9 protein-coding genes are annotated in these 12,107 nt (G+C 61.9%); 3 read left to right on the forward strand and 6 right to left on the reverse strand.

Features of this window, described 5'->3' with window-relative positions; genetic code table 11:
- Window positions 1–76: 76 nt before the first annotated feature.
- The gene (gcvP, locus tag F8A90_RS06100) at window positions 77–2,971 is read right to left on the reverse strand and encodes an aminomethyl-transferring glycine dehydrogenase (protein ID WP_200019397.1); all 2,895 of its coding nucleotides are present in this window, start codon (window positions 2,969–2,971) and stop codon (window positions 77–79) included.
- Window positions 2,972–3,298: 327 nt separating this feature from the next.
- Complete coding sequence (gene gcvH / locus F8A90_RS06105; RefSeq protein ID WP_043334495.1) at window positions 3,299–3,691, reverse strand: glycine cleavage system protein GcvH; 393 nt, start codon at window positions 3,689–3,691, stop codon at window positions 3,299–3,301.
- Between the two features lie 874 nt (window positions 3,692–4,565).
- Between gcvH and F8A90_RS06110 the strand changes: the two genes are divergently transcribed.
- Together F8A90_RS06110 and gcvT are read left to right on the forward strand one after the other, a co-directional pair.
- Window positions 4,566–5,927: an alanine/glycine:cation symporter family protein gene (locus F8A90_RS06110; RefSeq protein ID WP_205700840.1), complete on the forward strand. Its 1,362-nt coding sequence runs from the start codon at window positions 4,566–4,568 to the stop codon at window positions 5,925–5,927.
- Window positions 5,928–6,151: 224 nt separating this feature from the next.
- The gene (gene gcvT, locus F8A90_RS06115) at window positions 6,152–7,285 is read left to right on the forward strand and encodes a glycine cleavage system aminomethyltransferase GcvT (RefSeq protein WP_166019527.1); all 1,134 of its coding nucleotides are present in this window, start codon (window positions 6,152–6,154) and stop codon (window positions 7,283–7,285) included.
- A gap of 264 nt (window positions 7,286–7,549) precedes the next feature.
- Here the strand turns inward: gcvT and F8A90_RS06120 are convergent, their stop codons facing one another.
- The 3 genes from F8A90_RS06120 to F8A90_RS06130 all read right to left on the reverse strand — a co-directional run bounded on the left by F8A90_RS06120 (window position 7,550) and on the right by F8A90_RS06130 (window position 9,884).
- On the reverse strand, window positions 7,550–7,756 hold the full coding sequence (locus F8A90_RS06120; RefSeq protein WP_043334489.1) for a cold-shock protein: 207 nt from the start codon (window positions 7,754–7,756) through the stop codon (window positions 7,550–7,552).
- Between the two features lie 636 nt (window positions 7,757–8,392).
- A complete protein-coding gene (locus F8A90_RS06125) occupies window positions 8,393–9,055 on the reverse strand; it encodes a 3-oxoacid CoA-transferase subunit B (protein WP_166019528.1) in 663 nt (220 codons plus the stop codon).
- Window positions 9,056–9,182: 127 nt separating this feature from the next.
- The gene (locus F8A90_RS06130; protein WP_166019529.1) at window positions 9,183–9,884 is read right to left on the reverse strand and encodes a CoA transferase subunit A; all 702 of its coding nucleotides are present in this window, start codon (window positions 9,882–9,884) and stop codon (window positions 9,183–9,185) included.
- Window positions 9,885–10,253: 369 nt separating this feature from the next.
- On the opposite strand from F8A90_RS06130, the gene F8A90_RS06135 reads away from it, so the two are divergent.
- On the forward strand, window positions 10,254–11,150 hold the full coding sequence (locus F8A90_RS06135) for a LysR family transcriptional regulator (RefSeq protein WP_166019530.1): 897 nt from the start codon (window positions 10,254–10,256) through the stop codon (window positions 11,148–11,150).
- A 131-nt stretch (window positions 11,151–11,281) separates the two neighbouring features.
- Here the strand turns inward: F8A90_RS06135 and F8A90_RS06140 are convergent, their stop codons facing one another.
- The gene (locus F8A90_RS06140) at window positions 11,282–12,091 is read right to left on the reverse strand and encodes an alpha-ketoglutarate-dependent dioxygenase AlkB family protein (RefSeq protein ID WP_166019531.1); all 810 of its coding nucleotides are present in this window, start codon (window positions 12,089–12,091) and stop codon (window positions 11,282–11,284) included.
- Between the last annotated feature and the right edge of the window lie 16 nt (window positions 12,092–12,107).

Here is a 12,107-nt window from a genome sequence, read left to right on the forward strand (position 1 = left end):
TGCCACAGCGATCAGCGACAGCGTTTCATCACTGCCTCATGGCCGGCTTTCAATCACTGCCCTCAATCGCGGCTGTTCAGTCACGATACAGGTCGATGCTCGGGCAGGAGCAGATCAACTGACGATCGCCATGCACGTTGTCGACCCGGTTGACGGCCGGCCACTGCTTGGCCGCCTTGACGTGTTCACTCGGGAAGGCACCGATCTCGCGGGAGTAGCTGCGTGTCCACTCGGCATCCATCAGGTCGGCCTGAGTGTGCGGCGCGTGCACCAGCGGGTTGTCTTCCAGGGTCCACTCGCCTTGCTCGACACGGGTGATCTCGGTGCGAATCGCGATCATCGCCTCACAGAAACGGTCGATCTCGTAGAGCGACTCGGACTCGGTGGGCTCGACCATCAGCGTGCCCGCCACCGGGAACGACATGGTCGGGGCGTGGAAGCCATAGTCGATCAGACGCTTGGCGATGTCTTCCTCGCTGATGCCGGAAGCGGCCTTCAGCGGGCGGATGTCGATGATGCACTCATGCGCCACGGTGCCGTTCTTGCCGCGATAGAGCACCGGATAGTGCCCATCGAGACGCGTGGCGATGTAGTTGGCGTTGAGGATCGCAAGCTCGGTGGCTTCGCGCAGCCCCTGCGCGCCCATCATCTTGATGTAGGCCCAGGAGATCGGCAGGATCGCCGCGGAACCGAAGGCGGCGGCCGAGACGGCGGTGCATTCCGGCTTCACGCCTTCCAGCGGGGTGACCACGTGGTTGGAGACGAAGGGTGCCAGGTGTGACTTGACGCCGATCGGGCCCATGCCCGGGCCGCCGCCACCGTGGGGAATGCAGAAGGTCTTGTGCAGGTTGAGGTGCGAGACATCGCCGCCGAAGTCACCCGGGCGGCAGATGCCGACCTGGGCATTCATGTTGGCGCCGTCGATGTAGACCTGACCGCCGTGATCGTGAACGACCTGACAGGCCTCGCGCACGGTTTCCTCGAACACGCCGTGGGTGGACGGATAGGTGATCATGATCGCGGACAGTTTGTCACTGTGCTGCTCGGCCTTGGCACGCAGGTCGGCGATGTCGATGTTGCCGTTGGCATCACACTCGACCACCACTACCTTCATGGCGGCCATCGCGGCGGAGGCCGGGTTGGTGCCGTGGGCGGAGCTGGGGATCAGGCAGATATCGCGCGCGCCTTCGCCGATGGAGGCCTGGTAGCGACGGATCGCGACCAGCCCCGCGTATTCGCCCTGGGCGCCGGAGTTCGGTTGCATGGAGATGGCGTCGTAGCCGGTGATCTCGACCAGGAAGGCCGACAGCTCATCGATCATCTGCTTGTAGCCGACGACCTGATCCGAGGGTGCGAAGGGATGGACGTTGGCGAACTCCGGCCAGGTGACCGGGATCATCTCGGTGGTCGCGTTCAGCTTCATGGTGCAGCTGCCCAACGGAATCATCGCGTGGGTCAGTGATAGGTCCTTGTTCTCCAGACGCTTCAGATAGCGCAGCATCTCGGTTTCCGAGTGGTAGCGGCTGAAGGTCGGATGGGTCAGGAAGTCGCTGTCACGCTGGCAGGCCGCCGGGATGGCGCTTGCGCCCTTGGCCAGCAGGTCCTGGTCCAGCGCGGCGACGGACAGGCCGTGCTCCTCGCCGAGCAGCACGTCGAACAGCACGCTGACATCAGCGGCAGTGGTGGTCTCGTCGAGGTTGATGGTGATGCGGCCGTCGCCGTGGTGGCGCAGGTTGATCTCATGGGTCAGCTCGCGACCGTGGATCTTGCCTTCATCCACGCCGGTCACGGTGATGGCATCGAACCAGCTGTCGTGGGCCAGTGCCATGCCGTAGCGCGTGACGCCCTCGGCGAGAATGCTGGTCAGGCGATGCACGCGGGTGGCGATGCGCTTGAGGCCTTCGGCACCGTGATAGACGGCGTAGAAGCCGGCGATGTTGGCCAGCAGGGCCTGGGCGGTGCAGATGTTGGACGTGGCTTTCTCGCGGCGGATGTGCTGCTCGCGGGTCTGCATCGCCATGCGCAGCGCCGGATTGCCGCGTGAGTCCTTGGAGACCCCGATGATGCGGCCCGGGATGGAGCGCTTGAGCTTGTCGGTAGTGGCGAAGAAGGCGGCGTGCGGGCCGCCGAAGCCCATCGGCACGCCGAAGCGCTGGGAGGTACCGACGACGATGTCGGCACCGAGGCTGCCCGGCGATTTGAGCAGCACCAGGCTCAGCAGGTCGGCGGCCACCACGGTCATCGCGCCATTGGCGCGCGCGGCGTCCAGCAGCGGTGCGAGATCACGCACCTGACCGGTATTGCCCGGGTACTGGAAGAGGGCGCCGAAGATGTCGTGCTCGCCGACGTTCTCGGCGGCATCGATGACCAGCTCGAAGCCGAAGTAGTCGGCACGCGTGCGCATGACGTCCAGGGTCTGCGGCAGGACATCATCGGCGATGAAGAAGCGATTGCTCTTGTTCTTCTTGTTGCCGCGCTGACACAGCGCCATGGCTTCGGCCGCGGCGGTGGCTTCGTCCAGCAGGCTGGCATTGGCCAGCTCCATGCCGGTCAGGTCCATCACCGCCTGCTGGAAGTTGAGCAGTCCTTCGAGACGGCCCTGGGCGATTTCCGGCTGATACGGCGTATAGGCGGTATACCAGCCCGGATTTTCCAGCACGTTGCGCTGGATGACCGCCGGCAGATGGGTGTTGTGGTAACCCTGACCGATATAGGTCTTGAAGACCTTGTTCTGACGCGCGAGGCGCTTCAGGTAGTCCAGTGCTTCGGATTCCGTGCGTGGCCCTTCGAGATCCAGCTCACGGCCCAGACGAATGGCGGTGGGCACCGTGCGGTCGATCAGTGTCTCGATGCTGTCTTCACCCAGTGTCGCCAGCATGCGCGTGACATTGGCAGCGGTCGGGCCATTGTGACGGGAGATGAAATCGTCGTGTCCGGCCAGCTGGGCCAGGGTAAGCGTCTCGTGAGCCATGCAAGGAATCCTGTGCTGCAACGGGGACCGCAAGTGACAGTCCGCGGGAGGAACATCACCGTGCCAGCAAGAAGGCTGCGGGCAGGGCGTCGGGAATCATGGGGGCATCGACATCACTGCCGAGCATGCTGCAGTTGTTTCATTCCCTGCGCGACCTTCAGGAGTGGTCGAGTCAGGGGTGTCGTGCCATCGAAACGGGGCGGCGCAGCCACGAAGGTGGCTGTGCGCGAGTGCGGCTTTATGCGAGTACGGCTGTATGCGAGCGCGAAAAGGCGCTGAAACCTCCTGTCCTGAGTGACTGCGGCATGGACAGGAGGTTGACGGCGATCAGGCTTCGCTTTCGACCAGCTGAGAATAGGCATCAGCGTCGAGCAGCTTGTCGAGTTCGGCGCTGTCAGCGACCTTCATCTTCAGAATCCAGGCATCGTCATAGGGGCTTTCGTTGACGGATTCCGGCGCGTCTTCGAGGCTCTCGTTGACGGCGATGACTTCACCGGCCAGCGGAGCGTACAGATCAGAGGCCGCCTTGACGGACTCGATGACCCCGAATTCTTCTTCCAGCGCCAGCTCACGGCCGACTTCCGGCAGTTCGACAAAGACGACATCGCCCAGCGCTTCCTGGGCGTGGTCGGTGATCCCGATGGTCACGGTGCCATCACCGTTGTCCTGAACCCACTCGTGACTCTCGGTGTACTTCAGCGTGGCGGGAATATTGCTCATGAGTGTTTTCCTATGTGAAAAGATTTTCTGATTCAGGGAATCGGTACGTCATTATGCCCCAAGGTCCCGGCGTGTGGCAGTGGCAGACTGCCGCGTGGTGCTACGACTTTGGGCGTGTGTTGCTGACGGCCGTACCTCTATCGTGGTCTGTCACTCTTCGGGCGTCCAGTGTCTTGCGTGGTTCACTCATGAAGCCCGCCATCACGGGCCTGCCTGGCTCATTGCCGTCCATCGCTGGCCATCCCGCCCGGCGCCTTGCCAGCTCACAGTGACACTTCGCGTGAAGCTGTGTCTCTCGCAGCAGCGCGGGAGATCGGTCGCGCCAGTGGGCGGGGAAGTCCGGGTCACTGTTGCGAGGCGCTCAAACTCGCGCTATGGTGCCGAGTGTTTCTTATCGGAAACTTGTTTCCATGTTGTGTCGTGAAGAGTCGGCTGTCAATGCCTGATGCGTTCAAGCAGACCGAACTTGATGAGAGCGCATGTAGAGTGCTGAAGGCTCGAGTGAGTCTTCAGCTGAGCGTTGCCACGCCATGCATGCGGCCAGGCATTCGGCTCGGCTTGTCTGTGAGGCTTTTTTCAACAGCCTCGAGAGTACCAGGCACAGGATCTGCTGCCAGAAGACACGATGAGGCGATGAAACATGCGAGTTGACGCAGTCTCATCGTACTTTTTACGCAATGATTGCCTCACCTGCCAGCGTAAAGCCCTGTTGGGCTAGTGAAGTGAGATAGCTTCCGCTAATGTGAGCTGTCCCAACGGTGAAAATGCCGTGGGAGGCTCGTCGCGGGTCGATCACCCACCTGGGGATGGCACCGCCACGAGTCACTGCGCATCGTGTGATAACAACAATTCAGCGGAGGAAATCTGCGTGGAAATGATCAGTTCCGTCTTTAGTGCCATCAATGGCGTCGTCTGGGGCCCATTGATGCTGATCCTGTTGCTCGGGGTCGGTTTCTATCTTCAGGCAGGCCTGAAGGGCATGCCGCTTCGCAAGTTGGGTACCGGCTTCAAGCTGTTGTGGAATGGTCGTGCGCCGGGCAAGGATGGCGACGGCGAGATTTCTCCTTTCAATGCCCTGATGACGTCGCTGTCGGCGACCATCGGTACCGGCAACATCGCAGGCGTGGCAACCGCCATCGCGCTGGGTGGCCCGGGGGCGATCTTCTGGATGTGGATCACCGCGCTGGTCGGCATGGCGACCAAGTACGCCGAGGCCGTGTGTGCCGTGCGTTATCGTGAAGTCGATGACACCGGCAACCATGTCGGTGGCCCGATGTACTACATCCGCAACGGCCTGGGCGCCAAGTGGGGCTGGCTGGGCGGCGCCTTCGCCTTCTTCGGTTGCTTCGCGGCCTTCGGCATCGGCAATACCGTGCAGTCCAACTCGGTCGCGGATGCGCTGGAAACGTCCTTCGCCATCCCGCACTGGGTCTCCGGTCTGGTGATGATGGTGCTGGCCGGCGCCGTGATTCTCGGTGGCATCAAGCGCATCTCCAGCGTGGCGGGCAAGCTGGTGCCGTTCATGGCCATCGCCTACTTCCTGGCCGGCATCATCATCCTGGTGATCAACGCCGACCAGATCGGCCATGCCTTCGGTCTCATCTTCACCTATGCCTTCAATCCGGTCGCGGCGACCGGTGGCTTTGCCGGGGCAGCGGTGATGGCCGCCATCCGCTTCGGTGTGGCGCGCGGTATCTTTTCCAATGAAGCGGGCCTGGGCAGTGCGCCCATCGCTCACGCGGCGGCGCAGACCAAGAATCCGGTGCGGCAGGGTCTGGTCGCGATGCTGGGAACCTTCATCGATACCATCATCATCTGCACCATCACCGCTCTGGCCATCATCACTTCCGGCCTGTGGTCTTCCGGGGAAACCGGCGCGGCCCTGACCTCGATGTCCTTCGATCAAGCACTGCCGGGGGTGGGCAACCACCTGGTGGCCATTGCGCTGGCGGTCTTCGCCTTCACCACCATTCTTGGCTGGTCCTTCTATGGTGAGAAGTGCTTCCAGTACCTGTTCGGCACGCGTGCCATCATGCTGTATCGCATCGTGTTCGTGATCGCGATTCCGCTGGGCGCAATGGCCAAGTTGGATCTCATCTGGCTGATGGCGGACACCTTCAATGCCTTGATGGCGATCCCGAACCTGATCGGCCTGGCGCTGCTGTCGCCGGTGGTCTTCAAGCTGACGCGTGATTATTTTGATGGCAAGGAAGTGCTGGCTGGCGAAGATCGCTGAACGATGCTGATGACTCGCCTGGCCCTGCCGTGCCACTGACAGCCTTCTGCATCGCTCGGGTCCTCTGGCCTGGGCGGTGCTGGCGCAGGGTGTTCTGTTCAAGTCGGCAGTGCTCTTGAAAGCAGTGCCCTGATAGCAGTGTTCATGACAACAAGCCTCCAGAGATCGTGTGCCGTTCGGGTGCCATCTCTGAGAGTCATCGCAAGCCAACCTGGAGAATGACGATGTCCGATTCCGCCGCTGTCACCGGTCTCAAGCAGACCGCGCTTCATGACCTGCACGTCGAGCAGGGAGCGAAGATGGTCGAGTTTGCAGGCTATTCCATGCCCGTCCAGTATCCGCTGGGCGTCAAGAAGGAGCACGAGCATACGCGTGCCAAGGCGGGGCTGTTCGATGTCTCGCACATGGGGCAGTTGATCCTGCGGGGCGAGAATGTGCAGGCGGCGCTGGAGGCCTTGGTGCCGACGGATATCATCGACCTGCCGGTGGGCATGCAGCGCTATGGCCTGCTGACCTCCGACACTGGCGGTATCCTGGATGACCTGATGATCGTCAATGGCGGTGATCACCTCTACGTGGTGGTGAACGCTGCCTGTAAGGATCAGGACATCGCGCATCTGCGGGTCGGCCTGCCGATAGAGATCGAGCTTGAAGTGCTGGATGACCGGGCGCTGCTCGCGCTGCAGGGGCCGCTGGCTCACGCGGTGATGCAGCGTCTGTCGCCCGAGGCCTGCGAGCTGACCTTCATGCATCATGCCCATGTCACCATCGAGGGCATCGAGTGTTGGGTCAGTCGCAGCGGGTATACTGGCGAGGATGGTTTCGAGATCTCCGTGCCCGATGCCGACGCGGAGCGCTTCGCGCGTCTGTTGCTGGCGATGGAGGAGGTGGAGTTCATCGGTCTTGGCGCGCGGGATTCACTGCGTCTCGAGGCGGGGCTGTGCCTGTACGGTCACGATCTCGATACCACCACCTCACCGGTGGAGGGCAGCCTGATCTGGGCGCTGGGCAAGGTGCGCCGCCAGGGCGGTGAGCGTGAAGGCGGCTTCCCGGGAGCCGATGTCATCCTGACCCAGATCGCCAACAAGGATCATACCCGCAAGCGGGTGGGGCTGGTCGCCCAGGGGCGCGCGCCTATCCGCGAGGGGGCTGAGCTCCATGATGCTCAGGGCAACCGTATCGGTGTGGTGACCTCCGGCAGCTTCGGGCCGACCTATGGCAAGCCGGTGGCGATGGGCTACGTGAGCATCGCTCACAGCGCGCTCGAGACCGAAGTGTTTGCCGATGTGCGTGGCAAGCGTCTGCCGATGACGGTGACGAAGATGCCGTTCGTCGAGCAGCGCTACTATCGGGGTTGAGCGCGCCGTGGCCAGGTGAACCACAGTCAGGCTCGCACCGAGGCGTGACGACCCGTCGCTGGTAGAAGCGCCTTGAAGAGATGCGAAAAGGAAGAGAAACGACAAAGGGACTGCCCAGGCAGTCCCTTTTTCATGTCTGGCAGTCTGGCATACGAGCGAGTGCGATACTCATGCAGCGTGCACGAACGCCAGACGCAGAAAAGCCCGCCGAAGCGGGCTTTTCTGTCGGAGGAGGGGTTAGCCTCCTCCAGCTAAAATCAAAGCTTAGTCGATCAGCTTGATGTTAGCGGCCTGGAGGCCTTTCTTGCCCTGGGTGACGTCGAAGGAAACCTTCTGACCGTCTTGCAGAGACTTGAAGCCTTCAGCCTGGATTTCGGAGAAGTGTGCGAACAGGTCGTCACCGTTGTCGTCCGGAGAAATGAAGCCGAAACCTTTGGTGTCGTTGAACCACTTGACTGTGCCAGTTGCCATGATCGTAATTCCTTACTGATGATATTGCCGGGAGTTACCCGATAAACGTGGGTAAAACAAGGAGGATATACACCAGGTACCGAAGTGCTTCGATCACGACTGACGATATTCGACTTGCTAACCAACGAGAGCAATACTGCGCTGCTCGGGCGGCAAGGTCAAATGAAATATCAAAAACTTATCCTTTTGCCTGATAATCGTGCGCAGAATTCGCCCGCAAAGCCGTGCCAATAGTGCTGAGAATTTCGCCACACCGAGGGCAAGGAGTCCGCTTGTTTTTTATCCCGTTATCTTGGTGTGAGCGATGACAGCTGTAGGAAAAAGACCATAGTGCGGCTTTGCTTGTATAAGGGGTTGAATGGCGCAAAGCCCCGTATGGCGGGCGATGGACACAAAAAAGCCGGCAGCGATGGCAGCGCTGCCGGCGGATGGCGTCGACGCCATCAAGGCTCTCGGAGAGAGGATGTGATGCGCCCATCACATCATGAGAGATTTTCCTCAAAAGAGTCGGCAAAAATCCGTGGGATGCCGGGGCCGTGTTTTGCCACCCTCGAGCGCAATTGTTTCGTGAGTCAAAAGTGGCTCGAAGGTCAAAAGCGGCGCGAGGGTGGCCAGTGCCCGGGGGCAGAAGGCGCCTCAGGCGTCCAGCTGCATTTCCGGCACGTGTTCCGGGACGACCAGCTTGCCTGCGGTCAGGCGCTCGATTTCCTCGACGCTCACGCCTGGCGCGCGCTCCAGCAGGTGGAAGGCACCATCCTTGATCTCGAGGAAGGCGAGGTCCGTCAGCACGCGACGGATGCAGCCGGCACCGGTCAGCGGTAGTTCGCACTGGCTGAGCAGCTTGGATTCGCCGTGCTTGGAGGCGTGGGTCATGGTGCAGATGATGTTCTCGGCACCGGCGACCAGGTCCATGGCACCGCCCATGCCCTTGACCAGCTTGCCCGGAATCATCCAGCTGGCGATGTTGCCGTTCACATCTACCTCGAAGGCGCCGAGCACCGTGAGATCGACGTGGCCGCCACGGATCATGGCGAAGGATTCGGCCGAATCGAAGATGGCGGCGCCATCGATGGCGGTCACGGTTTCCTTGCCGGCATTGATCATGTCGGCGTCGACTTCGTCTTCATAGGGGTAGCGGCCCATGCCGAGCAAGCCATTTTCAGACTGCAGCATCACCTCGATGCCGTCGGGGATATAGTTGGCCACCAGTGTCGGGATGCCGATCCCCAGATTGACGTAGGAGCCGTCCTGGATTTCCTGTGCCACTCGCTGGGCCATCTGTTCGCGTGTCAAAGCCATGATTGTTTCCTTGTCTTGGGTGCCATCAACCATGAGGCACTGTGCCGTGTCGTGAAGGCGGTCGAGAAAGGTCGCCGTGGGGCCTGTGGCCCTGATGGCGGCGATTCATGCCGGCGGAGCCCTGGGCTCAACGCGAGCGGACGGTGCGTTTCTCGATGCGCTTCTCGAAGTTGCCCTTGATGACGCGATCCACATAGATGCCGGGCGTGTGGATGTCGGCGGGGTCCAGTTCCCCCGGCTCGACCAGCTCTTCGACTTCGACCACGGTGATCTTGCCGGCGGTGGCGGCCAGCGGGTTGAAATTGCGCGCGGTATGGCGGTAGACGACATTGCCGTAGCGGTCGGCCTTCCAGGCCTTGACGATGGCGAAGTCGCCCTTGATGGACTCTTCCAGAATGTAGGGGCGGCCATCGAACTCGCGTACTTCCTTGCCTTCGCCGATCGGTGTGCCGTAACCGGTGGCGGTGAAGAAGGCGGGGATACCGGCGCCGGCAGCACGCATCTTCTCGGCCAGCGTGCCCTGGGGAGTGAGGATCACTTCCAGATCGCCGTCGAGCAGCTGCTTCTCGAACAGCGCATTCTCGCCGACGTAGGAGGCGATCATGGTCTTGATCTGACGGTCTTCCAGCAGGATGCCGAGCCCGAAGCCATCGATGCCGCAGTTGTTGGATACCACGGTGAGGTCCTTGGCGCCGAGGCGCTTGATCTCTGCAATCAGGTTCTCCGGGATACCACACAGGCCGAAGCCACCGGCGATTACCGTCATGCCATCTTCGAGGCCTGCCATGGCCTCCGCGTAGCTGGTCACCACCTTGTTGAATCCTGCCATGCGAATCTCCTTGAGTATCCAAGCTGTTGTTGTCGGGATGTCTTCATCATTGCCGACAATCCTGAGTCTGTATATATTTAATAAGTTTGTTTTTTCTATCCATTGATCAGTTTTTGATAAGAATTGATCTGCTGTTTATCGAACCTGCTCGCAAGGAAAAAGCCTGCCAAACCCCATGCTGGCACGGCTGACGCGGTAGCGGTGCGGAATGGCCTGAGCTGAGCGGTCAGTCATGTGAGAGCTTCGTGGCTGTCATCTATGACCAATGGCCTAGATGCTCTGCGCGCCTGCTCTGCGAGCGCCAGACGACGAACTGCGCGCATCTCTTCTTGTGACATCTCTTGAAACAATCCCGGGGCAGGACACGACATGACTCTGAAACAGCTGAAGGCCTTCGTGGCCGTGGCGCGCACGTTGTCCTTCGCCGAGGCGGGCACGCTGGTACATCTCTCGCAGCCGGCCCTGTCGTTGGCGGTCAAGAATCTGGAGGAGTCGCTGGGCGGGCGCCTGTTTCAGCGCTCGACCCGACAGGTCAGCCTGACGCCGGAAGGGCGCGCCTTCTTCCCGCTGGCCAGGCGCCTGTTGTCGGACTGGGAGCATGCCGAGGATGAGATGCGCCAGCGCTTCAGTCTCGGGCGCGGCCGCGTGGCCCTGGCCGCGATGCCGACCTTCGCCGGCAATCTGCTGCCCGGGGTACTGGCCGATTTTCGCCGCCAATATCCGGAGATCACCATCGAAGTAAATGACGTCATCGCCGAAGAGGTGGTCGAGCGGGTCACCGATGGCCGCGTCGAGCTGGGGATCTGCTTCGACCCTGGCGTGCGCCAGGATCTGGTGTTCGAGCTGCTGTTCGAGGACCGCTATGTGGCGATCATTCCCCCCGGCCACGCCTTGCTGGCAGAGGCGCCGACCTCCATCGAGTGGTCACTGCTGCTCAAGGAAGACTTCATCACGCTGCAGCGGCCCTCGGGGGTGCGCCGCATGCTCGAGAAACGCCTCGAGGATGCAGGCATGGCGCTGCATGTCGCCTTCGAGACCCACCAGCTGGTCACCTGCGGGCGCATGGTGGCGGAAGGCCTGGGCGTCAGCGCGGTGCCGGCGATGAGCGCGGCGCAGATGAGTGCGCTGGGCTGTCAGTGCCTGCCGCTGACAGGCCCCGAGATTCAGCAGCGGGTCGGGGTGATCCGTCGCGGCCGCCATGAGCTGTCGGTGGCGGTACAGGCGATGCTGGAGACCCTGCGCGCGCGTTATCCGTCGGCGGACTGACTCCGGGGCGCAGTGACGCTGGAAGGGACAACAAAAAGGGACAACAAAGAAGGGGTTAGAGCAGGAAGAGGGCAAGAGGAGAGCAAGAGGAGAGCGGGAAGAGAGAGCAGAGAGCAACAAGAAAGATGACCTCAGCGCGAGGGCGTCAGCAGCTGGCGATAGGTCAGGCTGATGCGCAGTCCCTCCAGCTTGCGCGGCGGCAGCGCATGATGGAGGCGGTCCTGACAGCCACGGCCCATCACCAGCAGTGAGCCGTGCGGCAGCCACAGATTGAATGCCGGCGTATCGGCATAGGAGCTGCGCGGATGGCCCTTGAAGCGCAGGGGCCGTTCTCGTCCCAGCGAGATGGCGAGCACGATCGGGCGAGTGCCCAGCTCCGGCTCATTGTCGCTGTGCCAGCCCATGCGGTCGGCGCCATCGGCGTAGCGATTGGCCAGCAGGCTGTTGAAGTGCTCAGTGATCTCGGGTTCGCTGCGCCCCAGGGCATCACGTTGCGGGCTGAGCTCGTGATTGATGGCATGACGCGACAGCTCGCCCAGCCGCCAGGCGGTCATGTGCCAGGGGTTGGGTTCGAACAGACTGCCGGAGTAGCGATAGCGGGCGCCGACATCGCCCATCCACACCTGACGGCGTGGGATCGGGTGTGTCTTGCCATGCACGCTCAGGCTGGGGCGCTGCCAGTCGAGATCGCCCTCCAGGGTGACGAGGGCCTGATCGGCCTGCAGTGGCGTCAGGGCGCGCGGCTTGAGATACAGCGGATGCAGGGGGTGGCGGTACCAGCCGTGCGCAAGATCGAGCCAGTCATCGGGCAGCTCGCGCGGGCGAGCTGCCAGGACCGGACCATCCGCCGCCGTCTGGTGCGCAGTCCTATCAGTGGCGGACGTCGAATCAGAGGGGGTGAGGGCGGCGAAGAGGTCGTCGCCAGCAGAAGGAGTCGTCATGCGGCGAGAGTGCCAG

Origin of the sequence: Cobetia sp. cqz5-12 (genome assembly GCF_016495405.1) — a bacterium.
Classification (GTDB): domain Bacteria; phylum Pseudomonadota; class Gammaproteobacteria; order Pseudomonadales; family Halomonadaceae; genus Cobetia.

Coding starts and splice junctions, on each gene's coding strand:
- gcvP (WP_200019397.1), bottom strand. CDS start 2,971: ATGGCTCACGAGACGCTTACCCTGGCCCAGCTGGCCGGACACGACGAT.
- gcvH (WP_043334495.1), bottom strand. CDS start 3,691: ATGAGCAATATTCCCGCCACGCTGAAGTACACCGAGAGTCACGAGTGG.
- F8A90_RS06110 (WP_205700840.1), top strand. CDS start 4,566: ATGATCAGTTCCGTCTTTAGTGCCATCAATGGCGTCGTCTGGGGCCCA.
- gcvT (WP_166019527.1), top strand. CDS start 6,152: ATGTCCGATTCCGCCGCTGTCACCGGTCTCAAGCAGACCGCGCTTCAT.
- F8A90_RS06120 (WP_043334489.1), bottom strand. CDS start 7,756: ATGGCAACTGGCACAGTCAAGTGGTTCAACGACACCAAAGGTTTCGGC.
- F8A90_RS06125 (WP_166019528.1), bottom strand. CDS start 9,055: ATGGCTTTGACACGCGAACAGATGGCCCAGCGAGTGGCACAGGAAATC.
- F8A90_RS06130 (WP_166019529.1), bottom strand. CDS start 9,884: ATGGCAGGATTCAACAAGGTGGTGACCAGCTACGCGGAGGCCATGGCA.
- F8A90_RS06135 (WP_166019530.1), top strand. CDS start 10,254: ATGACTCTGAAACAGCTGAAGGCCTTCGTGGCCGTGGCGCGCACGTTG.
- F8A90_RS06140 (WP_166019531.1), bottom strand. CDS start 12,091: ATGACGACTCCTTCTGCTGGCGACGACCTCTTCGCCGCCCTCACCCCC.